The organism is Pseudomonas sp. GW821-FHT01E10 (assembly GCF_059422365.1).
The window spans coordinates 128440-149236 of sequence record NZ_JBWKWT010000011.1 but is presented as its reverse complement, the minus strand read 5'-3'; the positions used below and the strand labels follow the sequence as shown (position 1 = coordinate 149236).

Below are 20797 nucleotides of genomic sequence, written 5' to 3'. Positions count from 1 at the left end.
CAGCTTCGCGGCAGATGGACGGAACATAGGGTTTGCGCGCCGATTCAACTGGGGTACGCTCGGACGAAGCCAGATGTTCAATCCAAACAATGGAGTTCAGCATGGGATACAAGAAGATTCAGGTTCCAGCCGTCGGCGAAAAAATCACCGTCAACGCGGACCATTCTCTCAATGTTCCTAACAACCCGATCATTCCCTTCATTGAAGGCGATGGTATTGGCGTTGATATCAGCCCGGTCATGATCAAGGTTGTCGATGCTGCTGTTAAGAAGGCCTACGGCGGCGAGCGCAAAATTTCCTGGATGGAAGTCTACGCCGGGGAGAAAGCGACTCAGGTTTACGATCAGGACACCTGGCTGCCTCAGGAAACCCTGGACGCGGTCAAGGACTACGTGGTTTCCATCAAGGGCCCTCTGACCACGCCGGTCGGCGGTGGCATCCGTTCCCTGAACGTGGCGCTGCGCCAGCAACTCGACCTGTATGTGTGCCTGCGTCCGGTGCGCTGGTTCGAAGGCGTGCCGAGCCCGGTCAAGAAACCAGGCGACGTCGACATGACCATCTTCCGCGAAAACTCGGAAGACATTTATGCCGGTATCGAATGGAAGGCCGGTTCGCCGGAAGCGACCAAGGTCATCAAGTTCCTTAAAGAAGAAATGGGCGTCACCAAGATCCGTTTCGACCAGAATTGCGGTATCGGCGTCAAGCCGGTTTCCCTGGAAGGCACCAAGCGTCTGGCGCGCAAGGCCCTGCAGTATGTGGTCGACAATGACCGCGACTCGCTGACTATAGTGCACAAAGGCAACATCATGAAGTTCACCGAAGGTGCCTTCAAGGAATGGGCCTACGAAGTGGCTGCCGAAGAATTCGGCGCGACCCTGCTCGACGGCGGTCCGTGGATGCAGTTCAAAAACCCGAAAACCGGCAAGAACGTCATCGTCAAGGACGCCATCGCCGACGCCATGCTTCAGCAGATCCTGCTGCGTCCGGCCGAGTACGATGTGATCGCCACCCTGAACCTCAATGGTGACTACCTCTCCGATGCCCTGGCGGCAGAAGTGGGCGGTATCGGTATTGCGCCGGGTGCGAACCTGTCCGACACCGTGGCCATGTTCGAAGCCACCCACGGTACCGCGCCGAAGTACGCCGGCAAGGACCAGGTCAACCCGGGTTCGTTGATCCTGTCCGCCGAAATGATGCTGCGTCACATGGGCTGGACCGAAGCGGCCGATCTGATCATCAAGGGCACCAATGGCGCCATTGGTGCGAAAACCGTGACCTACGACTTCGAGCGTCTGATGGACGGTGCCAAACTGGTGTCGTCTTCGGGCTTCGGTGATGCGCTGATCTCGCACATGTAAGCGAAGAGCGGCTGCAATAAAACCGCCCGGCTCGAGTGATCGAGTCGGGCGGTTTTATTATGACTGGATGCCTTGGGTGGTATGAATCAGCTCACGGCTTTGGCGTGGCTGCTGGTAGCGGCTGCGGCGGCTACTGCGTCAATGGCCACTTTGTCCGTAATGTTGACGGCGTGCAGCCCCTTGGGGCCTTGAATAATGTCAAAGTATACGGCTTGCCCGGCCTTGAGGGTCTTGTATCCATCCATCTTGATTGCCGAAAAGTGGGCAAAGAAATCGATATCCTTGCCATCCTCGTCGCGACCTTCTCCGGCGTCGGTGTTAATGAAACCGAACCCCTTGGCATTGTTGAACCATTTCACCTTACCGACAGCCATACTCATATCCCTCTGCAACAGACTCCATCACTGGAGTATCATCCAGTTAATCCGCAGTCTAATCTTGTAAATAGATTGACTCCGCGGACCTTTTTTACCCACTGTGGGCTCTATTGGTTGTAACACCGTTTTCCCGATAGTCAAGGTGACCGGGCAGTCGGAGTTGAAATCGCTGATGGCCGCCCCCACCACTGTATTTGCACAACTGACGAACCTTTCTTTCCATGCATGCAATCAGCCAGATTCGACTAACATTCAATCAGGATCGCCCTGATTTACACGACGACGATTCCGCAGGCATTGCTGTTCAGGAGGCTAAGCCTGCTTTACAGGCGCCGCCTATGTACAAGGTGGTTTTGTTCAACGATGACTACACACCGATGGATTTCGTCGTCGAAGTGCTCGAGGTGTTTTTTAACCTGAATCGCGAGCTGGCGACCAAGGTCATGCTGGCCGTTCATACAGAAGGACGGGCAGTATGTGGAGTGTTTACCCGCGACATCGCCGAGACCAAGGCCATGCAGGTCAACCAGTACGCCAGGGAAAGCCAGCATCCGCTACTCTGTGAAATCGAGAAGGACGGTTAATCGCCGACCACTTGGGTATGAGGTGAAGCTATGTTAAACCGCGAGCTCGAAGTCACCCTCAATCTAGCCTTCAAGGAGGCTCGTTCGAAGCGTCATGAATTCATGACCGTCGAACACCTGCTGCTGGCCCTATTGGATAATGAGGCTGCCGCTACCGTTTTGCGTGCCTGCGGCGCAAACCTCGACAAACTCAAGCATGACCTGCAGGAGTTCATCGACTCCACCACGCCATTGATCCCCTTGCATGACGAGGATCGTGAAACCCAGCCAACCCTGGGCTTCCAGCGTGTACTGCAACGTGCTGTCTTTCACGTACAGAGCTCGGGCAAACGCGAAGTGACTGGCGCCAACGTGCTGGTCGCGATCTTCAGTGAGCAAGAGAGTCAGGCAGTGTTTCTGCTGAAACAGCAGAGCGTTGCGCGCATCGATGTCGTCAACTACATCGCCCATGGCATTTCCAAAGTGCCGGGGCATGGCGATCACTCTGAAGGTGAACAAGATATGCAGGACGACGAGGGCGGTGAGTCTTCTTCTTCAGGCAATCCTCTGGATGCTTATGCCAGCAACCTCAACGAACTTGCGCGCCAGGGTCGTATCGATCCGTTGGTAGGCCGTGAGCTCGAAGTCGAGCGCGTCGCGCAGATCCTGGCGCGTCGTCGCAAAAACAATCCGCTGCTGGTGGGCGAGGCGGGCGTGGGTAAAACCGCGATTGCCGAAGGCCTGGCCAAACGCATTGTCGATAACCAGGTGCCGGACCTGCTGGCCAACAGCGTGGTGTATTCCCTCGATCTGGGGGCCTTGCTGGCCGGAACCAAATACCGCGGCGATTTCGAGAAGCGCTTCAAGGCGTTGCTCAATGAGCTGAAAAAACGTCCGCAGGCGATCCTGTTCATCGACGAGATTCACACCATCATCGGTGCGGGCGCTGCGTCCGGTGGCGTCATGGATGCCTCGAACCTGCTCAAGCCGTTGCTGTCGTCGGGCGATATCCGTTGCATCGGTTCGACCACGTTCCAGGAATTCCGCGGGATCTTCGAGAAGGACCGTGCCTTGGCCCGGCGCTTCCAGAAGGTCGATGTGTCGGAGCCTTCGGTGGAAGACACCATTGGCATCCTGCGTGGCCTGAAAGGGCGTTTCGAGCTCCATCACAACATTGAATACAGTGATGAAGCCCTGCGCGCCGCTGCTGAACTGGCCTCGCGTTACATCAATGATCGGCACATGCCGGACAAGGCCATCGACGTCATCGACGAGGCGGGCGCCTATCAGCGTCTGCAGCCAGTCGAGAAGCGCGTGAAACGCATCGAAGTGCCTCAGGTCGAGGATATCGTTGCGAAAATCGCGCGAATTCCGCCAAAACACGTCACCAGTTCCGACAAAGAGTTGCTGCGTAACCTTGAGCGTGACCTGAAGCTCACGGTATTCGGCCAGGATGCGGCGATCGACTCACTGTCGACCGCGATCAAGCTGTCCCGTGCCGGCCTCAAGTCGCCTGACAAGCCCGTCGGTTCGTTCCTGTTCGCGGGCCCGACCGGCGTCGGTAAAACCGAAGCTGCGCGGCAGCTGGCCAAGGCGTTGGGGGTCGAGCTGGTTCGCTTCGACATGTCCGAGTACATGGAGCGCCACACCGTATCGCGGCTGATCGGTGCGCCTCCAGGCTATGTCGGGTTCGACCAGGGCGGTCTGCTGACCGAAGCCATCACCAAGCAGCCTCACTGCGTATTGTTGCTCGATGAAATCGAGAAGGCGCATCCGGAAGTCTTCAACCTGCTGTTGCAGGTCATGGACCACGGTACGCTGACCGATAACAACGGGCGCAAGGCAGATTTCCGTAACGTGATCGTCATCATGACGACCAACGCCGGTGCCGAGACTGCAGCGCGTGCTTCGATCGGTTTCACCTATCAGGACCACTCGTCCGATGCGATGGAAGTGATCAAGAAGAGCTTCACGCCGGAATTCCGCAACCGTCTGGACACCATTATCCAGTTTGGTCGCCTCAGCCATGAGGTCATCAAAAGCGTGGTGGACAAGTTCCTTACCGAGCTTCAGGCGCAGCTGGAAGACAAGCGTGTGCTGCTGGAAGTCACCGACGCTGCTCGCAGCTGGCTGGCGGCCGGTGGTTACGACGTGACCATGGGTGCTCGACCAATGGCGCGCTTGATTCAGGACAAGATCAAGCGTCCGCTGGCGGAGGAGATTCTCTTTGGCGAACTGGCCGAACATGGCGGTGTGGTGCACATCGACATCAAGGATGGCGAGCTGACCTTCGAGTTCGAGACCACGGCTGAAATGGCCTGACGTTAACCGCAACAAAGCCAAAAGGCGCCGAAAGGCGCCTTTTTGCTGTCTGCCATGATCGTTCCCGCGCAGAGCGTGGGAACGATGGGAACGATCCGCACACAAAAACGCCCGGCATAGCCGGGCGTTTTGTATTGACTTGATTAGCGAGCGCGGTAGGTGATGCGCCCTTTGCTCAAGTCATAGGGCGTCAGCTCGACGCGCACTTTGTCGCCGGTAAGAATACGAATGTAGTTCTTGCGCATCTTGCCGGAGATATGCGCGGTTACGACGTGCCCATTTTCCAACTCCACACGAAACATGGTGTTGGGCAGGGTGTCGACGACAGTGCCTTCCATTTCGAAGCTGTCTTCTTTCGACATGCAGTAAAGCCCTCGGTGTCCAATGAATGGCCCGGTGCAACTGCGCCAGGCAAAAGCGGCGTGCATTGTGCCCGAAAAGTGGGGTTTAAGCCAAGGGGTTCTAGTTCAGGATGACCCAACGTTGATTAATCAGCAGTTCGATAGGGCGATATTGGGTCTTGTAGCTCATTTTTTTGCAGTTTTTGATCCAGTAGCCGAGATAGACCGCTTCCAGCCCCAGGCGCCCGGCTTCGGCAATCTGCCAGAGAATCGCGTAACGCCCCAGGCTGCGACGCTCCTCGCCGGGCTCGTAGAAGGTGTACACCGCTGACAGGCCATTGGGCAGCAAGTCGGTGACGGCCACCGCCACCAGTCGGCCTTCGAGACGAAATTCGTAGAAGCGGGAGAACGGCAGGTCACGCACCAGGAAGGTCGAGAACTGATCGCGACTCGGCGGATACATATCGCCGTCGGCGTGGCGTTGTTCGATGTAGCGCTGGTAGAGGTCGAAATACTCCTCGCTGAACGTTGGTCGGGCCGGGCGTACCTGCAAGTCGGCATTGCGTTTGAGAATGCGTTTCTGCTGACGGTTGGGGGTAAATTGCGCCACAGGAATACGCGCCGGTACGCACGCATTGCAATTCTGGCAATGGGGCCGGTAGAGATGATCACCACTGCGACGAAAGCCCATTTCCGACAGATCTGCGTAGACATGCACATCCATGGGCTGACTGGGATCGAGGAACAGCGTAGTGGCCTGCTCCTCGGGCAGATAACTGCAAGAGTGGGGCTGAGTGGCATAGAACTTCAAACGCGCCAACTCGGTCATGATCAACCCTCGGGATAAACTTTTGATAAGGGGACTTTCTCAATTCGTCTCCCCGCATTAAGTGTAAGCCACACGGGCCAATGTCGCTCAGCAAACCCAGGTGGCACGACCGGGTTGATCCAGGTGCCGGGCAAGGTAGCCGGCAAACTCGGTGCGGGGAATCGCTCGGGCGCCCAGGCTATGCAGATGATCGGTAGGCATCTGGCAATCGATCAGCACAAAACCTGAGTCTTTCAGATGTCGCACCAGCGTGGCAAAGCCATATTTGGAGGCGTTGTCGGCGCGGCTGAACATCGACTCACCGAAAAACAGCTGTCCCATGGCCAGGCCGTAGAGCCCGCCGACCAGCACGCCATCGTCCCAGACCTCCACCGAATGGGCGTAGCCGCGCCTGTGCAGTTCGACGTAGGCGTCCTGCATCGCTTGGGTGATCCAGGTGCCATCGGCGTACTCGCGCGGCGCGGCGCAGGCGCTGATGACCGCGGCAAAATCCCGATCGAAGGTCACTTGATAGCGTTGTTGGCGCAGCAGTTTATTCAGGCTGCGGGAGACATGCAGTTCGTCGGGAAACAGCACCGTGCGCGGATCCGGTGACCACCAGAGAATCGGTTGGCCTTCCGAGAACCACGGAAAGCAGCCATGGCGATACGCCTGAATCAGACGGTCGGCGGACAGATCGCCGCCCGCGGCCAGCAGTCCGTTGGGGTCGCGCATGGCTTTTTCCAGCGGCGGAAAAGTCAGGGTATTGCGTTGTAACCAAGTCAGCATGGCATCCGGGCTTGCAGAAGGGGAGGGCGGTGGCGGGCGATAAACCCGCCAGATAGAAGGTTAACCGTCAAACGCCGGGAATGTCATCGAGATACTTCTCGGCATCCAGCGCAGCCATGCAACCGGCTCCGGCAGAGGTCACTGCCTGGCGGTAAACGTGGTCGGCCACGTCGCCGGCGGCGAATACACCCTGGATGGCGGTGGCGGTGGCGTCGCCTTCGCTGCCGCCCTTGACCAGCAGGTAGCCGTTGCGCATCTGCAGCTGGCCCTGGAACAGGTCGGTGTTGGGTTTGTGGCCGATGGCGATGAACACGCCGGCCAGCGACAGTTCAGCGGTTTCGCCGGTATGGCTGTGACGCAGGCGGGCGCCGGTCACGCCGCTGGCGTCACCGAGTATTTCGTCCAGGTTCTGGTTCCAGTGCAGGCGGATATTGCCGTTGGCGGCTTTTTCGAAGAGCTTGTCCTGCAGGATCTTCTCCGAACGCAGTTTGTCGCGACGGTGAATCAGATGAACCTCCTTGGCGATGTTCGACAGGTACAGGGCTTCTTCCACCGCGGTGTTGCCGCCGCCGACCACTGCGACCACCTGGTTGCGATAGAAGAAACCATCGCAGGTGGCGCAGGCCGAAACCCCTTTGCCGGCAAAGGCTTCTTCCGATGGCAGCCCCAGGTATTGGGCCGAAGCGCCGGTGGCGATAATCAGCGCATCGCAGGTGTAGGTGCCGCTGTCGCCGATGAGCTCGAACGGGCGCTGTTGCAACTTGGCGGTATGGATGTGGTCGTAAACGATCTCGGTGTCGAAGCGTTCGGCGTGTTTCTGCATGCGTTCCATCAGCACCGGGCCAGTCAGGCCTTCGACGTCGCCGGGCCAGTTGTCGACTTCGACGGTAGTGGTCAGCTGGCCACCGGCCTGTATGCCGGTAATGACAACGGGTTTGAGGTTGGCGCGAGCGGCATAAACGGCTGCGCTGTAACCGGCAGGGCCGGAACCCAGAATGATCAGGCGGGAATGCTTCGCTTCACTCATAAAAACACCTCATAAGCCTTTGTCACAAAAGAGAATGCATGCTCAAATTGGACTGCGCGTATTGTGCTGTTGGCTATGCTGGAGCCAAGGGTCTCAAGCATGGCATTGGGCGAACAAACCCGTACAATGCCCGCTTGTAACAGTGTTTGTATCAAAAAAGCGCTGCGTGCCGTATTTCGAAAAGCCGGGGCACAGTGTTAAAAGTAGTCCCGGTTGGGACTGTTAACTTTTTTACCTGCCTGGATTGGGCAGTTTTTATAGTCATTCAACAGATGGACGCGCCAAGGGCGCAGGAAAAGAAGCGTTTTGAAGAAATCCACCGCAGCACCTAAAACAGTCGTTCCGCTCTGGCGCCAGCAATTGCACTACCGGCTCAAGGAAGGTGCATTGATCGCCATCGGCGCCTTGTGCCTGTTCCTGATGATGGCCTTGTTGACCTATGGCAAGGACGATCCGGGCTGGAGCCATAACAGCAAGATCGACGATGTACAGAACTTCGGCGGGCCTGCCGGTTCTTACAGCGCCGACATCCTGTTCATGGTCCTGGGTTACTTCGCCTACATTTTCCCGCTATTGCTGGCGATCAAGGCCTATCAGATCTTCCGTCAGCGCCACGAGCCATGGCAGTGGAGCGGCTGGCTGTTTTCCTGGCGCCTGATCGGCCTGGTGTTTCTGGTGCTGTCGGGCGCGGCGCTGGCCCATATCCATTTCCATGCGGCGACCGGTCTGCCGGCCGGCGCCGGCGGCGCTTTGGGTGAAAGCCTCGGCGACCTGGCGAAGAATGCGCTGAACATTCAGGGCAGCACGCTGTTGTTCATTGCGCTGTTCCTGTTCGGCCTGACGGTATTCACCGATCTGTCGTGGTTCAAGGTGATGGACGTCACCGGCAAGATCACCCTCGATTTGTTCGAATTGTTTCAGGGCGCGGCCAATCGCTGGTGGGCAGCCCGTACCGAACGCAAGCAACTGGTCGCCCAGCTGCGTGAGGTCGACGATCGCGTGCATGACGTGGTTGCGCCGACGGTCACCGATAAACGTGAGCAGGCCAAAGTCAAGGAGCGCCTGATCGAGCGCGAGCAGGCCCTGAGCAAGCACATGTCCGAGCGTGAAAAGCAGGTGCCGCCGGTGATTGCTCCCGCACCGCCGAAGCCGGCCGCTCCGAGCAAGCGCGTGGAAAAAGAGAAACAGGCGCCGTTGTTCGTCGACAGCGCCGTGGAAGGCACCTTGCCGCCGATTTCGATTCTCGACCCGGCGGAAAAGAAACAACTCAATTATTCGCCTGAATCCCTGGCGGCCGTCGGCCACTTGCTGGAGATCAAGCTCAAGGAATTCGGCGTCGAAGTCTCGGTGGATTCGATTCACCCGGGTCCGGTCATTACCCGTTACGAAATCCAGCCTGCCGCCGGGGTGAAAGTCAGCCGTATCGCCAACCTGGCGAAAGACCTGGCCCGTTCCCTGGCCGTGACCAGCGTGCGCGTGGTGGAAGTGATTCCGGGCAAGACCACGGTCGGTATCGAGATCCCTAACGAAGACCGGCAGATCGTGCGGTTCTCCGAGGTCTTGTCGACCCCCGAGTACGATAACTTCAAGTCTCCGGTCACCTTGGCCCTGGGTCACGACATCGGCGGCAAACCGGTCATCACTGACCTGGCGAAAATGCCCCACTTGCTGGTGGCCGGTACGACCGGTTCCGGTAAGTCGGTGGGTGTGAACGCGATGATCCTGTCGATTCTGTTCAAGTCTGGCCCAGAAGACGCCAAGCTGATCATGATCGACCCGAAAATGCTTGAGCTGTCGATCTACGAAGGCATCCCGCACTTGCTGTGCCCTGTGGTCACCGACATGAAGGACGCCGCCAACGCCTTGCGCTGGAGCGTCGCCGAGATGGAACGGCGCTACAAACTGATGGCGAAGATGGGCGTGCGTAACCTGTCGGGCTTCAATGCCAAGGTCAAGGAAGCCCAGGACGCCGGCGAGCCGTTGAGCGATCCGCTGTACAAGCGCGAAAGCATCCACGATGAGGCACCGCTGCTGCAGAAGCTGCCGACCATCGTCGTGGTGGTCGACGAATTCGCCGACATGATGATGATCGTCGGCAAGAAGGTTGAAGAGCTGATCGCGCGTATCGCGCAGAAGGCGCGTGCGGCGGGTATCCACTTGATCCTCGCGACCCAGCGTCCGTCGGTGGATGTGATCACCGGTCTGATCAAGGCGAACATCCCGACCCGTATGGCGTTCCAGGTATCGAGCAAGATCGATTCGCGGACCATCATCGACCAGGGCGGCGCCGAACAACTGCTGGGCCACGGTGATATGTTGTACATGCCGCCGGGCACCAGCCTGCCGATTCGTGTTCACGGCGCATTCGTGTCCGATGACGAGGTGCACCGGGTGGTTGAAGCCTGGAAACTGCGCGGCGCGCCGGAATACAACGATGACATCCTGGCCGGTGTCGAAGAAGCCGGTAGCGGCTTTGAAAACGGCGGCGGTGGTGGTGACGATGATGCCGAAACCGATGCGCTCTACGACGAAGCGGTGCAGTTCGTCCTGGAAAGCCGCCGTGCGTCCATCTCCGCGGTTCAGCGCAAGCTGAAAATCGGCTACAACCGCGCGGCGCGCATGATCGAAGCCATGGAAATGGCCGGGGTCGTGACGTCCATGAACACCAACGGCTCGCGTGAAGTCCTGGCCCCTGGCCCGGTGCGCGACTGATCCGGTATTGAAAGGGGCGGCGTCTTGAGACGCCGCCCGCACTCCCACGAATGTTTATGAGGACTCCCATGCGTCTTATCCGCATGCTGTTGCTGCCGGTACTGGCTCTGACCACGCTCTCGGCCCACGCCGACGACAAGGACGTGGCGCGTCTGACTCAACTGCTGGAAAAATCCCAGACCCTGACCGCGCGCTTCTCCCAGCTGACCCTCGATGGCAGCGGCACCCAGTTACAAGAAACTGCAGGTGAAATGTCCTTGCAGCGCCCGGGCCTGTTCTACTGGCACACCAACGCGCCGGCCGAGCAAACCATGGTCTCGGACGGTAAGAAAGTGACCCTGTGGGACCCGGATCTGGAACAGGCCACCATCAAGACTCTTGATCAGCGTCTGACCCAGACCCCGGCGTTGTTGCTGTCCGGTGACGTGTCCAAGATCAGCCAGAGCTTTGACATCAGCGCCAAGGAAGCCGGCGGCGTGATCGACTTCACCCTGAAGCCGAAAACCAAGGACACCTTGTTCGACAGCCTGCGCCTGTCGTTCCGCAATGGTCTGGTCAATGATATGCAGATGATCGACAGCGTCGGCCAGCGCACCAACATCCTGTTCACCGGCGTGAAGGCCAACGAGCCGATCCCGGCCTCCAAGTTCAAGTTCGACATCCCCAAGGGTGCCGATGTGATCCAGGAGTAAACCTGTAGAAGCGGGCTTGTGTGGCGAGGGGGCTGCTCTTGTCACAGGGTGTTCGCCAAACTTGAGAATTGACTCGAGGTTTTAAAAGTACGTGATGGACCTGTTTCGCAGTGCCCCGATTGCTCAGCCCTTGGCCGCCCGTTTGCGTGCGGCCAATCTGGACGAGTACGTCGGTCAGGAACACGTGCTCGCTCGCGGCAAACCTTTGCGCGAAGCCCTGGAGCAGGGTGCCCTGCACTCGATGATTTTCTGGGGGCCACCGGGCGTGGGTAAAACCACCCTGGCGCGGCTGCTGGCGGAAGTCTCGGATGCGCACTTCGAAACGGTTTCGGCGGTGCTGGCCGGGGTCAAAGAGATTCGTCAGGCGGTGGAAGTCGCCAAGCAGCAGGCCGGGCAGTACGGTAAACGCACCATCCTGTTCGTCGACGAAGTGCATCGCTTCAACAAGTCCCAGCAGGATGCGTTCCTGCCATACGTTGAAGACGGCACGCTGATTTTCATCGGCGCGACCACGGAAAACCCCTCGTTCGAACTCAACAACGCGCTGCTGTCCCGGGCGCGTGTCTATGTGCTCAAAAGCCTCGACGAAGCCGCCCTGCGCAAGCTGGTGCATCGCGCGCTGACCGAAGAGCGTGGGCTGGGCAAGCGGCAACTGACCCTCAGCGACGAGGGCTTCCAGATGCTGCTGTCCGCCGCCGATGGCGATGGCCGGCGTCTGCTCAACCTGTTGGAAAATGCCTCGGACCTGGCCGAAGACCACAGCGAAATCGGCATCGACCTGCTGCAAAGCCTGCTCGGCGACACCCGGCGGCGTTTCGACAAGGGCGGCGAAGCCTTCTACGACCAGATATCCGCGCTGCATAAATCGGTACGCGGTTCCAACCCTGATGGCGCGCTGTACTGGTTCGCGCGAATGATCGACGGCGGCTGCGACCCGCTGTACCTGGCCCGACGCGTGGTGCGCATGGCCAGCGAAGACATCGGCAACGCCGACCCCCGCGCCCTGAGCCTGTGCCTGGCGGCGTGGGAAGTGCAGGAGCGCCTCGGCAGCCCCGAAGGCGAATTGGCGGTGGCCCAGGCCATTACCTATCTGGCTTGCGCGCCAAAAAGCAACGCGGTGTACATGGGCTTCAAGGCCGCGATGCGCAGCGCTACCGAACACGGTTCGCTGGAGGTGCCGCTGCACCTGCGCAATGCGCCGACCAAGTTGATGAAGCAATTGGGCTATGGCGATGAGTATCGTTACGCCCACGATGAACCGGATGCCTACGCCGCTGGCGAAGATTACTTCCCGGACGAGTTGGAGCCTCAACGGTTCTATCAACCCGTGCCCCGCGGCCTGGAGCTGAAGATCGGCGAAAAGCTCAACCACCTCGCGCAGCTTGACCGTCTAAGCCCCCGACAGCGGAGAAAATAGTGATTCCCTTGATTGTTGCGGTTTCTGTCGGTGGTGTCGCCGGCACGCTGTTGCGCTTCGCCACCGGTAACTGGATCAACGCGAATTGGCCGCGGCACTTCTATACCGCGACGCTGGCCGTTAATATCGTGGGCTGTTTGCTGATCGGCGTTCTATACGGCCTGTTTTTGATTCGCCCGGAGGTATCGTTTGCGGTACGCGCCGGGTTGATCGTTGGCTTCCTCGGGGGGCTGACGACTTTTTCATCCTTTTCACTGGATACGGTGCGCCTGCTGGAAACCGGGCAAGTGCCGCTGGCCTTGGGCTATGCGGCCATCAGCGTATTCGGCGGGCTGCTCGCCACCTGGGCTGGCCTGTCCTTGACCAAACTTTGATAACGAGAAACCGACATGCTCGATTCCAAACTGTTACGTAGCAACCTTCAGGACGTAGCGGGCCGCCTGGCATCCCGTGGCTTTGCCCTGGATGTTGCGCGCATCGAAGCGCTGGAAGAACAGCGCAAGACCGTCCAGACCCGCACCGAAGCTCTGCAGGCTGAACGTAACGCGCGCTCCAAATCCATCGGCCAGGCCAAGCAGCGCGGCGAAGACATCGCGCCGCTGATGGCGGATGTCGAGCGCATGGCGGGCGAGTTGAGCGCCGGTAAAGTCGAGCTGGACGCGATCCAGACCGAGCTGGATTCGATCCTGCTGGGCATTCCGAACCTGCCGCACGAATCGGTGCCGGTCGGCGATGATGAAGAAGGTAACGTTGAAGTGCGCCGTTGGGGCACGCCGAAGGCGTTCGACTTCCCGGTTCAGGACCACGTGGCCCTGGGTGAGAAGTTCGGCTGGCTGGATTTCGAAACCGCCGCCAAACTGTCCGGCGCCCGTTTCGCCCTGCTGCGCGGCCCGATTGCTCGCCTGCACCGTGCACTGGCGCAGTTCATGATCAACCTGCACATCAACGAACACGGTTACGAAGAAGCTTACACGCCTTATCTGGTACAAGCGCCGGCCCTGCAGGGCACCGGTCAGTTGCCGAAATTCGAAGAAGACCTGTTCAAGATCAGCCGCGACGGCGAAGCCGATCTGTACCTGATTCCGACCGCTGAGGTGTCGCTGACCAACATTGTGGCTGGCGAAATCGTCGATTCGAAACTGCTGCCGATCAAGTTCGTGGCACACACGCCGTGCTTCCGCAGCGAGGCTGGCGCGTCGGGTCGCGACACTCGCGGGATGATCCGTCAGCACCAGTTCGACAAGGTCGAGATGGTCCAGATCGTTGAGCCGTCGACCTCGATGCAAGCGCTGGAAAACCTGACCGCCAACGCCGAGAAAGTCCTGCAACTGCTGGAGCTGCCATACCGCACCCTGGCGCTGTGCACCGGCGACATGGGCTTCAGCGCGGTCAAGACCTACGACCTGGAAGTGTGGATTCCGAGCCAGGACAAGTATCGCGAGATTTCGTCGTGCTCCAACTGTGGCGACTTCCAGGCCCGCCGTATGCAAGCGCGTTTCCGCAACCCGGAAACAGGCAAGCCTGAGCTGGTGCACACCCTGAACGGTTCCGGCCTGGCGGTCGGTCGTACCCTGGTGGCGGTACTCGAGAACTATCAGCAGGCCGACGGTTCGATCCGTGTCCCTGAAGTGCTCAAGCCGTACATGGGTGGCCTTGAGGTCATCGGCTAAATGGACTATCTGCCGCTGTTCCATAACCTTCGCGGCAGTCGTGTGTTGGTCGTCGGCGGGGGGGAGATTGCCTTGCGCAAATCCCGCCTGCTGGCCGAAGCCGGTGCGCTGCTGCGTGTGGTCGCGCCTGAAATCGAACCGCAGTTGCGTGAGCTGGTAGCTGGCAGCGGCGGCGAGTGCCTGGTGCGTGGCTACGTCGAGGCGGATCTGGACGGTTGCGGGCTGATCATCGCCGCCACCGACGATGAACCGCTGAACGCGCAAGTCTCCGCCGATGCACATCGGCGTTGCGTGCCGGTCAACGTGGTGGACGCGCCGGCCCTGTGCAGCGTGATCTTCCCGGCGATCGTCGACCGTTCGCCGCTGATCATTGCCGTGTCCAGTGGCGGTGATGCACCGGTGCTGGCGCGGTTGATTCGCGCCAAGCTGGAAACCTGGATTCCTTCCACTTACGGTCAACTGGCCGGTCTGGCGGCGCGTTTCCGCAACCAGGTCAAAGGCCTGTTTCCGGATGTGCAGCAGCGTCGGGCGTTCTGGGAGGATGTGTTCCAGGGACCGATTGCCGACCGACAACTGGCCGGGCAGGGCGCCGAGGCCGAGCGCTTGATGCTGGCGAAAATCAATGGCGAGGCGCCTGTCGCCACCGGCGAGGTTTATCTGGTGGGCGCCGGGCCGGGTGATCCCGACCTGTTGACCTTCCGTGCCTTGCGCCTGATGCAGCAAGCCGACGTGGTGCTGTATGACCGTCTGGTGGCGCCGGCGATTCTGGATTTGTGCCGTCGTGATGCCGAGCGGGTCTACGTCGGCAAGCGCCGCGCCGATCACGCCGTGCCTCAGGAACAGATCAACCAGCATCTGGTGGATCTGGCCAAGTCCGGCAAGCGCGTGGTGCGCTTGAAGGGTGGCGATCCGTTCATTTTCGGGCGTGGCGGCGAAGAGATCGAAGAACTGGCGGCCCATGGCATCCCGTTCCAGGTCGTGCCGGGCATTACCGCTGCCAGCGGTTGCGCGGCGTATGCCGGGATTCCGCTGACTCACCGCGATTACGCGCAGTCAGTGCGGTTTGTCACCGGGCACCTCAAGGACGGTTCCACCGATTTGCCGTGGGCCGACCTGGTCGCGCCGGCGCAAACCCTGGTGTTTTACATGGGGCTGGTGGGCTTGCCGATCATCTGCGAGCAGTTGATCAAGCACGGTCGCGCGGCTGATACCCCGGCGGCGTTGATCCAGCAGGGCACCACGGTCAATCAGCGGGTATTTACCGGCACCCTGGCCGACCTGCCACGGCTGGTGGCGGAGCATGAAGTGCATGCGCCAACACTGGTGATCGTTGGGGAAGTGGTGCAACTGCGCGAGAAACTGGCGTGGTTCGAAGGGGCTCAGGCGCAGGTCTGACCTGTGGCGAGGGGGCTTGCCCCCGTTGTGATCGTTCCCACGCAGAGCGTGGGAACGATTAACATCAGGCCTTGCGCCAAACCCCTTTCCCGCTCAACCGCCCCCGATCATGGGCCGCGGTAAAATCCTGCGCCGGCCCTTTCGGCACAATCCCGGTCGGATTGATGGTCTTGTGGCTGCCATAGTAGTGGTTCTTGATGTGGGTGAAATCCACCGTCTCGGCAATCCCGGGCCACTGATAAATCTCCCGTAGCCAGTTCGACAGGTTCGGATAATCGGCAATCCGCCGCAGATTGCATTTGAAGTGGCCGTGATACACCGCATCAAAACGAATCAGCGTGGTGAACAGGCGAATATCCGCTTCGGTCAGGTATTCACCCGTCAGGTAACGGTTCGCGCCCAGCAGTTGCTCCAGCCGATCCAGCTCGGCAAACAACTCATCGAACGCCTCTTCATAAGCCTGCTGCGAGGTGGCAAACCCGGCGCGATAGACGCCGTTGTTCACTGCTGGATAAATCCGCTCGTTCAGGGCGTCGATTTCGCTGCGCAGCGGTGCCGGGTAGAAATCCAGGTCATTGCCGGTCAAGTCATCGAACGCACTGTTGAACATGCGGATGATCTCCGCCGATTCATTGCTGACGATGCGGTTGGTCTGTTTATCCCACAACACCGGCACGGTGACGCGGCCGGTGTAGTCGGCGGTATCGGCGGTGTAGCGCTGGTGCATGAAATTGAAATGATCGAGCTTGTCGCCGGTCGATCCGAGGTTTTTATCGAAGGTCCAGCCGTTTTCCAGCATCAACCAGCTGACCACCGACACGTCGATCAGGCTTTCAAGGCCTTTGAGTTTGCGCAGGATCAGCGTGCGGTGGGCCCACGGGCAGGCGAGGGACACATAGAGGTGATAGCGACCGGCCTCGGCGGCAAAACCACCGACGCCGCTCGGGCCTGGCTTGCCATCGGCGGTCAGCCAGTTGCGACGCTGCGCCTGTTCACGCTGGAACGCGCCATCCTTGCTGCTTTGGTACCACTGATCCTGCCAGCGACCTTCGACTAACAAACCCATGTGCCTGACTCCTCAACCTATAAGCGTTGGAGAGGAGTCTATGCGCATAGGTTCGAACAAAAAGCGCAAAGGTTGGGCTGTTATGATCGATTAAATCGATCGGTCCCGGGCGTCCCAATATTGCTGGGCGGTTTCGAAGGCTTGTTCGCGGGGCTGGCCGAGGCCGCGCAAGGCCAGGGCCATGGTCGAGATCAGCGCCATTTGCGGGTAGCTGTCGACCACGTCGCCACGCCATACGGCTTTCAAGTGCTCCGGGTCCAGGCTCGCCGGTTTGACGTGGCGCTGGCTCGACAGCTGCGGCCATTCTTCATCCCAGCTTTCGCCGCCGGTGGTGCCATACAGGTGACTGTCGGCGTCCGGGTTGATCTCAATCTCGCCGCCATCGCCCTTGACGACGATTGCCATGTCCCCGAGCAGACCGCTGGCATCGCGATGCACCGCCTGGTAGCCGGGGTGGAAAATGCTTTGCAGGCCACAACGGGCGCCCAGTGGGTTGAGAATCCGCGCCAGGGAATGGATCGGCGAGCGCAGGCCCAGAGTGTTGCGCAGGTCGATCATTCGCTGAAGCTGGGGGGCCCAGTCCACCAATGGCATGAACGCCAGACCGCCCTGATCGAGGGCCGCACCGACCTGCTGCCAGTTGCGGCACAACGGTATGTTCAGCGTCTCGAGCAGTTGCTCGCTGTACAGCCGCCCCGCCGTGTGCGCGCCACCGCCGTGCATGAAGATGCGCACGCCGTTCTGCGCCAGGCACTTGGCCGCCAGCAGATACCACGGCAAATGCCGCTTCTTGCCTGCGTACGTCGGCCAGTCCAGATCGACCGCCAGCGCCGGTGGGTTCAGGCGTTCACGCAAGGCTTCGGTGAACCCGGCCATTTCCTCGGCGCTCTCTTCCTTGTGCCGCAACAGCATCAGGAACGCGCCGAGCTGGGTGTCCTCGACCTTGTCGTCGAGCACCATGCCCATGGCTTGGCGGGCTTCTTCGCGGGTCAGATCGCGGGCGCCGCGTTTGCCTTTGCCAAGGATCCGCACGAATTGGGCGAACGGGTGCTCGGCGGGCGTTTCGAGGGTCAGCGCTGGATAGTCGGTCATAAGCAATTCGTCGGTTTGGGCAGGCCCGCCAGTTTTGCGGCGAGTTTGGCAGGGGTGCCTTTGAACAGTCGGTTCAGGTGCAGGCTGTTGCCCTTGTCGGGGCCGAGCTTCAATGCGGTGTACTTGATCAGCGGGCGGGTGGCCGGGGACAACTGGAATTCGTCGTAGAAACTGCGCAGCAGTTCGAGGATTTCCCAATGTTCCGGGCTCAACTCGATGTCTTCGGCGGCGGCGAGGGCGGTGGCCACCTCGGTAGACCAGTCGCTCAGTTCCACCAGGAAGCCGTCCTTGTCCAGTTCAATGGCGCGGGCGCCAACGGTCAGGGATTTCATAGCCAACTGTTGACCTTGTCATAGTGAATCGACAGTTCGACGAAGGCCGGGTAGTCAATGGCACTGGCCCAGTCCGGAACTTGCAGAGCCCGGGCCTGCGCGTCTTCGGCCAGTACGAACAGTTTCAGGTTGCGAGCATGCAAAGAGCTGAATGGCGCGGTGCCTGGCTGCAGGGCATAGGTCGCATCGCCACTCAGCAGCAGCGCATCGTTGGGGCCGATCACGCGCAGGCAACTGCCCAGGCGCTCGTCGCCGAAAGGGGAATGAGACAACACATGCAAAGTCGACATCAGAGGGTGATCACCTGGTCGTAACGGTCAATAAGGGCGGTGATGTCCTGGGCGCTCAGTACCCGGGCTTCTTCAAGCGACAGACCTTTGGGGTCCAGGCCTCGGGCCGCTACGCTTTCAGCGCACACGAACAGGTCTTCGACGCCAAACATCGGCAAGGCTTGCAGGTTGGCGCTCAGGTCTTTCTGCTGCAATGCCTTGGCGTCCTGTTTCGCGGCGAGTTGGAACACGCCGTCATCAAGAAACAGCAGCCCGATCGGCAGATCGAAGGCGCCGCCGGCCAATACAATGTCCAGCGCTTCCCGCGCATTCGGCCCGGACCACGGCGCCTGACGGCTGATAATCAGCAAGGATTTAGCCATCTCACGCACCTCCGAAACAGATCAGACGGTCAGCGTCCTGCACCGCGTCATGCAACTGGCCAAGGCCGGACAATTCCCACGGCGCGCCCACGGCGACCGCTTCACGCTGATAGCGCTGGGCTTCTTCCTCGTTCAGCACGCCACGACGCAGGGCGGCGGCGATGCAGACCACGCCATCGAGTTGATGCTCGCTGACAAAGGTGCGCCATTGCTTGGGCAAGTCCTGCTCATCCTGAGGCGTGACCACACTGCCGGACGCGTTGTAGACGCCATCCTGATAGAAAAACAGCCGGACAATCTCATGCCCGCCGGCCAGCGCGGCCTGGGCGAACAGCAAGGCACGGCGCGAGGAGGGCGCATGGGCGGCGGAAAACAGCGCAATGGCGAATTTCATGACGGACTCGATCAGCAAAACTGCGGCCATGATAAAGCTTTATCGGCAGGGCGGCGAAGGGCGTTTACTCGCAGACCGAGTCGCTGCCATCGCGAGGATTATTTGGTCAGCCCGTACAACTCGCAATACTCAAGCCAGTCCATGCCGGCCATCTTTGCAACTTCCTTGTGCACTTCCATGCGTTGGGCCTGATATTCCTCGGGCGTGGCGGTGGTCAGTTGCAGTGTCAGCTCCCAGGCAAACAAACCCAGGCGCTCGGCCTCGGCTTCGAACGCTTCATGCAAGCGTTCGTCGCGGTACTGCGCCACTGTCTCGCCTTTGGCCTGGGCCAAGAGTGGGTTGAGGTTGTCCAGTTCGAGGCGCAGCTCAGGGCGTTCATCGAGAAATTTTCTCAGCGCCTGTTCGTGTTGCTGTTCGGTTGCCGCCATGGTCACTCCTTGAGGGGATTACGAAGACTGCTTTTTACTCGCCTTGGCAGCCGCGGCCAGACACTCAAGGGCAAACTGCTCGGTGTAGGTCATCTGGATTGGCGTGGTTTCGCCTTTGACGGTTCTTTCGCCGTCGAGAATGTAACGAATCCGCTTGTCGGTGACGCCAATTCGCTTGGCGATCCAGGCCGGCGTCTGGCCGATCTGGCTGATCAGCTTGTCGGCGTAGTCGGTGGAGGGTTTGTAGAACTCGGCGTTGGGTGTCATGGCTTTCCTGAAAAGTGGGCGATGCGAGGCTATCGGCGCGACAGGGTGCGCGAATCGTTGCGCGGTGTCGCGGTATAAATGAAGTAAAGCAGAACGATACGCCGCGCCGCGGTGGTACAGTCCGCTTTTTCCTGATGAGCGAACGCAATGCGAATTCTGATGGTGGCGCTGGCCGCAACCTTGCTGGCGGGCTGCGCCGGATCGGCGATGAACGATGCCCGCAGCAAAACCCCGTACAAAACCCTGACCTCGGACAAACCGGAAAAAGTCGTCGCCCAGTGCGTGCAGTTTGCCTGGCAGGACGAGGCGGTGTTCGGCGTCGATGCCGGTGCGTATTTGCAGCCGGGCAAGAAGGGCGGCTCGACGGTCTACACCCGTTCGGCCGAATCTTTCGTGGACGTGACCAGCGATGCTTCAGGCACGGCCTTGAGCTACTACGCCCAGCATGATGATTTTGTTGCCAAGCGTCGTTTGGCGGCGTTGGCGACCTGCCTGTAAGAGGTTTATGAGGCAGTCCCCCTGTGGGAGCGAGCAGGCTCGCTCCCACAACGTTTGCGTTTTAATCAATCAAACGCTTCTGGAAAAAGAAACGCTTATGGCCTGGCGGATAATCGGCAATCTGCCCCAGTTCGCTGAAGCCGTGTTTTTTGTAGAACTCCGGCGCCTGGAAGTCGAAGGTGTCCAGCCAGATCCCGATGCACTCTTTCTCCCGCGCCAGGTCTTCGGCCATCTGCATCAGCTTCGAGCCCAGCCCTTGGCCCCGTGCCTGGTCCGGCACCGACAACAACTCAATGAAAAACCATTGGTAAAACACCCGGCCATAAAGCCCGCCGAGAATCTCGTCGTTGTCATCGCGCACCAGCAAGGCAATCTGCTCTGACACCGTGGGCCCGGCCTTTGAGGCGTTGTAGGCGCGCAGCGGTGTGAGGATTGCTTCGCGCTCTTCCTGAGTGGCGTTTGTCGACAGTTCAATTCGCAGGGTCATGGGCTACATCCATATGGCAAAGAGGGAGCCTATCGCGATCGCAGTTTGTTTGGAACTCCCGGGTGCGCCGGGAGGTCTAGCCTCAATAATGTCATTCGCAATGCACCCAT

The 20797-nt window shown here is 59.8% G+C and carries 24 protein-coding genes; 10 read left to right on the top strand and 14 right to left on the bottom strand.

Annotation, left to right across the window (positions count from 1 at the left end):
* The first annotated feature begins 101 nt into the window (after window positions 1–101).
* The gene (icd, locus tag AC07V0_RS19960) at window positions 102–1358 is read left to right on the top strand and encodes an NADP-dependent isocitrate dehydrogenase (RefSeq protein ID WP_019580084.1); all 1257 of its coding nucleotides are present in this window, start codon (window positions 102–104) and stop codon (window positions 1356–1358) included.
* A gap of 86 nt (window positions 1359–1444) precedes the next feature.
* Here the strand turns inward: icd and AC07V0_RS19955 are convergent, their stop codons facing one another.
* A complete protein-coding gene (locus AC07V0_RS19955; protein ID WP_086944985.1) occupies window positions 1445–1732 on the bottom strand; it encodes a cold shock domain-containing protein in 288 nt (95 codons plus the stop codon).
* A 224-nt stretch (window positions 1733–1956) separates the two neighbouring features.
* Here AC07V0_RS19955 and clpS point away from each other — a divergent pair, with 224 nt between their 5' ends.
* Entirely contained in the window at window positions 1957–2319 is a 363-nt protein-coding gene (gene clpS, locus AC07V0_RS19950) for an ATP-dependent Clp protease adapter ClpS (protein WP_015094394.1), read from the top strand.
* 30 nt (window positions 2320–2349) lie between these two features.
* Window positions 2350–4620: an ATP-dependent Clp protease ATP-binding subunit ClpA gene (clpA, locus tag AC07V0_RS19945; protein WP_018925524.1), complete on the top strand. Its 2271-nt coding sequence runs from the start codon at window positions 2350–2352 to the stop codon at window positions 4618–4620.
* Window positions 4621–4763: 143 nt separating this feature from the next.
* Here clpA and infA read toward each other — a convergent pair whose 3' ends face one another.
* The 4 genes from infA to trxB form a co-directional block, all read right to left on the bottom strand.
* The gene (gene infA, locus AC07V0_RS19940; RefSeq protein ID WP_002553999.1) at window positions 4764–4982 is read right to left on the bottom strand and encodes a translation initiation factor IF-1; all 219 of its coding nucleotides are present in this window, start codon (window positions 4980–4982) and stop codon (window positions 4764–4766) included.
* Between the two features lie 100 nt (window positions 4983–5082).
* The gene (locus tag AC07V0_RS19935; protein WP_018925525.1) at window positions 5083–5790 is read right to left on the bottom strand and encodes an arginyltransferase; all 708 of its coding nucleotides are present in this window, start codon (window positions 5788–5790) and stop codon (window positions 5083–5085) included.
* 87 nt (window positions 5791–5877) lie between these two features.
* Complete coding sequence (aat, locus tag AC07V0_RS19930; protein WP_018925526.1) at window positions 5878–6558, bottom strand: leucyl/phenylalanyl-tRNA--protein transferase; 681 nt, start codon at window positions 6556–6558, stop codon at window positions 5878–5880.
* Window positions 6559–6625: 67 nt separating this feature from the next.
* The gene (trxB, locus tag AC07V0_RS19925) at window positions 6626–7585 is read right to left on the bottom strand and encodes a thioredoxin-disulfide reductase (RefSeq protein WP_018925527.1); all 960 of its coding nucleotides are present in this window, start codon (window positions 7583–7585) and stop codon (window positions 6626–6628) included.
* Window positions 7586–7891: 306 nt separating this feature from the next.
* Between trxB and AC07V0_RS19920 the strand changes: the two genes are divergently transcribed.
* From AC07V0_RS19920 to cysG, 6 genes are all read left to right on the top strand, one after another.
* Window positions 7892–10297, top strand: coding sequence for a DNA translocase FtsK (locus AC07V0_RS19920; RefSeq protein WP_086944984.1), 2406 nt, complete (start codon window positions 7892–7894; stop codon window positions 10295–10297).
* Window positions 10298–10365: 68 nt separating this feature from the next.
* Entirely contained in the window at window positions 10366–10989 is a 624-nt protein-coding gene (gene lolA, locus AC07V0_RS19915) for an outer membrane lipoprotein periplasmic chaperone LolA (RefSeq protein WP_018925528.1), read from the top strand.
* A gap of 94 nt (window positions 10990–11083) precedes the next feature.
* Window positions 11084–12406 (top strand): replication-associated recombination protein A, encoded by a 1323-nt coding sequence (locus tag AC07V0_RS19910; protein ID WP_064618782.1) that lies wholly within the window; start codon window positions 11084–11086, stop codon window positions 12404–12406.
* Window positions 12406–12780 (top strand): fluoride efflux transporter CrcB, encoded by a 375-nt coding sequence (crcB, locus tag AC07V0_RS19905; protein ID WP_007941127.1) that lies wholly within the window; start codon window positions 12406–12408, stop codon window positions 12778–12780. The genes AC07V0_RS19910 and crcB overlap by 1 nt, the downstream gene beginning before the upstream one ends.
* A gap of 15 nt (window positions 12781–12795) precedes the next feature.
* Window positions 12796–14076, top strand: coding sequence for a serine--tRNA ligase (gene serS / locus AC07V0_RS19900; RefSeq protein WP_495019824.1), 1281 nt, complete (start codon window positions 12796–12798; stop codon window positions 14074–14076).
* On the top strand, window positions 14077–15471 hold the full coding sequence (cysG, locus tag AC07V0_RS19895; protein WP_018925531.1) for a siroheme synthase CysG: 1395 nt from the start codon (window positions 14077–14079) through the stop codon (window positions 15469–15471).
* A 64-nt stretch (window positions 15472–15535) separates the two neighbouring features.
* On the opposite strand, the gene AC07V0_RS19890 is transcribed toward cysG, so the two are convergent.
* The 8 genes from AC07V0_RS19890 to AC07V0_RS19855 all read right to left on the bottom strand — a co-directional run bounded on the left by AC07V0_RS19890 (window position 15536) and on the right by AC07V0_RS19855 (window position 19702).
* The gene (locus AC07V0_RS19890; protein WP_086944983.1) at window positions 15536–16537 is read right to left on the bottom strand and encodes a glutathione S-transferase family protein; all 1002 of its coding nucleotides are present in this window, start codon (window positions 16535–16537) and stop codon (window positions 15536–15538) included.
* A 90-nt stretch (window positions 16538–16627) separates the two neighbouring features.
* Window positions 16628–17629, bottom strand: coding sequence for a glycosyl transferase family protein (locus tag AC07V0_RS19885; RefSeq protein ID WP_086944982.1), 1002 nt, complete (start codon window positions 17627–17629; stop codon window positions 16628–16630).
* Window positions 17626–17961: a TusE/DsrC/DsvC family sulfur relay protein gene (locus tag AC07V0_RS19880; protein ID WP_018925534.1), complete on the bottom strand. Its 336-nt coding sequence runs from the start codon at window positions 17959–17961 to the stop codon at window positions 17626–17628. The genes AC07V0_RS19885 and AC07V0_RS19880 overlap by 4 nt, the downstream gene beginning before the upstream one ends.
* Window positions 17958–18251 (bottom strand): sulfurtransferase complex subunit TusB, encoded by a 294-nt coding sequence (gene tusB, locus AC07V0_RS19875; protein WP_086944981.1) that lies wholly within the window; start codon window positions 18249–18251, stop codon window positions 17958–17960. The genes AC07V0_RS19880 and tusB overlap by 4 nt, the downstream gene beginning before the upstream one ends.
* On the bottom strand, window positions 18251–18613 hold the full coding sequence (gene tusC, locus AC07V0_RS19870; RefSeq protein ID WP_018925536.1) for a sulfurtransferase complex subunit TusC: 363 nt from the start codon (window positions 18611–18613) through the stop codon (window positions 18251–18253). The genes tusB and tusC overlap by 1 nt, the downstream gene beginning before the upstream one ends.
* Before the next feature lies 1 nt (window position 18614).
* On the bottom strand, window positions 18615–19007 hold the full coding sequence (gene tusD, locus AC07V0_RS19865; RefSeq protein ID WP_026345734.1) for a sulfurtransferase complex subunit TusD: 393 nt from the start codon (window positions 19005–19007) through the stop codon (window positions 18615–18617).
* A 98-nt stretch (window positions 19008–19105) separates the two neighbouring features.
* Window positions 19106–19435, bottom strand: coding sequence for a DUF6388 family protein (locus AC07V0_RS19860; RefSeq protein WP_086944980.1), 330 nt, complete (start codon window positions 19433–19435; stop codon window positions 19106–19108).
* An 18-nt stretch (window positions 19436–19453) separates the two neighbouring features.
* On the bottom strand, window positions 19454–19702 hold the full coding sequence (locus AC07V0_RS19855; RefSeq protein WP_007941139.1) for a hypothetical protein: 249 nt from the start codon (window positions 19700–19702) through the stop codon (window positions 19454–19456).
* A gap of 147 nt (window positions 19703–19849) precedes the next feature.
* Here AC07V0_RS19855 and AC07V0_RS19850 point away from each other — a divergent pair, with 147 nt between their 5' ends.
* The gene (locus tag AC07V0_RS19850) at window positions 19850–20200 is read left to right on the top strand and encodes a hypothetical protein (protein ID WP_086944979.1); all 351 of its coding nucleotides are present in this window, start codon (window positions 19850–19852) and stop codon (window positions 20198–20200) included.
* A 61-nt stretch (window positions 20201–20261) separates the two neighbouring features.
* Here AC07V0_RS19850 and AC07V0_RS19845 read toward each other — a convergent pair whose 3' ends face one another.
* Complete coding sequence (locus tag AC07V0_RS19845; protein ID WP_064618773.1) at window positions 20262–20687, bottom strand: GNAT family N-acetyltransferase; 426 nt, start codon at window positions 20685–20687, stop codon at window positions 20262–20264.
* Window positions 20688–20797 lie beyond the last annotated feature (110 nt).

Excerpts from the sequence above, each read along its gene's own strand:
- tusD (WP_026345734.1), bottom strand. The coding sequence starts at position 19,007 with ATGAAATTCGCCATTGCGCTGTTTTCCGCCGCCCATGCGCCCTCCTCG.
- trxB (WP_018925527.1), bottom strand. The coding sequence starts at position 7,585 with ATGAGTGAAGCGAAGCATTCCCGCCTGATCATTCTGGGTTCCGGCCCT.
- AC07V0_RS19850 (WP_086944979.1), top strand. The coding sequence starts at position 19,850 with ATGCGAATTCTGATGGTGGCGCTGGCCGCAACCTTGCTGGCGGGCTGC.
- AC07V0_RS19890 (WP_086944983.1), bottom strand. The coding sequence starts at position 16,537 with ATGGGTTTGTTAGTCGAAGGTCGCTGGCAGGATCAGTGGTACCAAAGC.
- icd (WP_019580084.1), top strand. The coding sequence starts at position 102 with ATGGGATACAAGAAGATTCAGGTTCCAGCCGTCGGCGAAAAAATCACC.
- AC07V0_RS19885 (WP_086944982.1), bottom strand. The coding sequence starts at position 17,629 with ATGACCGACTATCCAGCGCTGACCCTCGAAACGCCCGCCGAGCACCCG.
- AC07V0_RS19860 (WP_086944980.1), bottom strand. The coding sequence starts at position 19,435 with ATGGCGGCAACCGAACAGCAACACGAACAGGCGCTGAGAAAATTTCTC.
- clpS (WP_015094394.1), top strand. The coding sequence starts at position 1,957 with ATGCATGCAATCAGCCAGATTCGACTAACATTCAATCAGGATCGCCCT.
- tusB (WP_086944981.1), bottom strand. The coding sequence starts at position 18,251 with ATGTCGACTTTGCATGTGTTGTCTCATTCCCCTTTCGGCGACGAGCGC.
- AC07V0_RS19955 (WP_086944985.1), bottom strand. The coding sequence starts at position 1,732 with ATGGCTGTCGGTAAGGTGAAATGGTTCAACAATGCCAAGGGGTTCGGT.
- AC07V0_RS19935 (WP_018925525.1), bottom strand. The coding sequence starts at position 5,790 with ATGACCGAGTTGGCGCGTTTGAAGTTCTATGCCACTCAGCCCCACTCT.
- clpA (WP_018925524.1), top strand. The coding sequence starts at position 2,350 with ATGTTAAACCGCGAGCTCGAAGTCACCCTCAATCTAGCCTTCAAGGAG.
- AC07V0_RS19880 (WP_018925534.1), bottom strand. The coding sequence starts at position 17,961 with ATGAAATCCCTGACCGTTGGCGCCCGCGCCATTGAACTGGACAAGGAC.
- cysG (WP_018925531.1), top strand. The coding sequence starts at position 14,077 with ATGGACTATCTGCCGCTGTTCCATAACCTTCGCGGCAGTCGTGTGTTG.
- serS (WP_495019824.1), top strand. The coding sequence starts at position 12,796 with ATGCTCGATTCCAAACTGTTACGTAGCAACCTTCAGGACGTAGCGGGC.
- aat (WP_018925526.1), bottom strand. The coding sequence starts at position 6,558 with ATGCTGACTTGGTTACAACGCAATACCCTGACTTTTCCGCCGCTGGAA.
- AC07V0_RS19855 (WP_007941139.1), bottom strand. The coding sequence starts at position 19,702 with ATGACACCCAACGCCGAGTTCTACAAACCCTCCACCGACTACGCCGAC.
- AC07V0_RS19910 (WP_064618782.1), top strand. The coding sequence starts at position 11,084 with ATGGACCTGTTTCGCAGTGCCCCGATTGCTCAGCCCTTGGCCGCCCGT.
- infA (WP_002553999.1), bottom strand. The coding sequence starts at position 4,982 with ATGTCGAAAGAAGACAGCTTCGAAATGGAAGGCACTGTCGTCGACACC.
- lolA (WP_018925528.1), top strand. The coding sequence starts at position 10,366 with ATGCGTCTTATCCGCATGCTGTTGCTGCCGGTACTGGCTCTGACCACG.
- AC07V0_RS19845 (WP_064618773.1), bottom strand. The coding sequence starts at position 20,687 with ATGACCCTGCGAATTGAACTGTCGACAAACGCCACTCAGGAAGAGCGC.
- tusC (WP_018925536.1), bottom strand. The coding sequence starts at position 18,613 with ATGGCTAAATCCTTGCTGATTATCAGCCGTCAGGCGCCGTGGTCCGGG.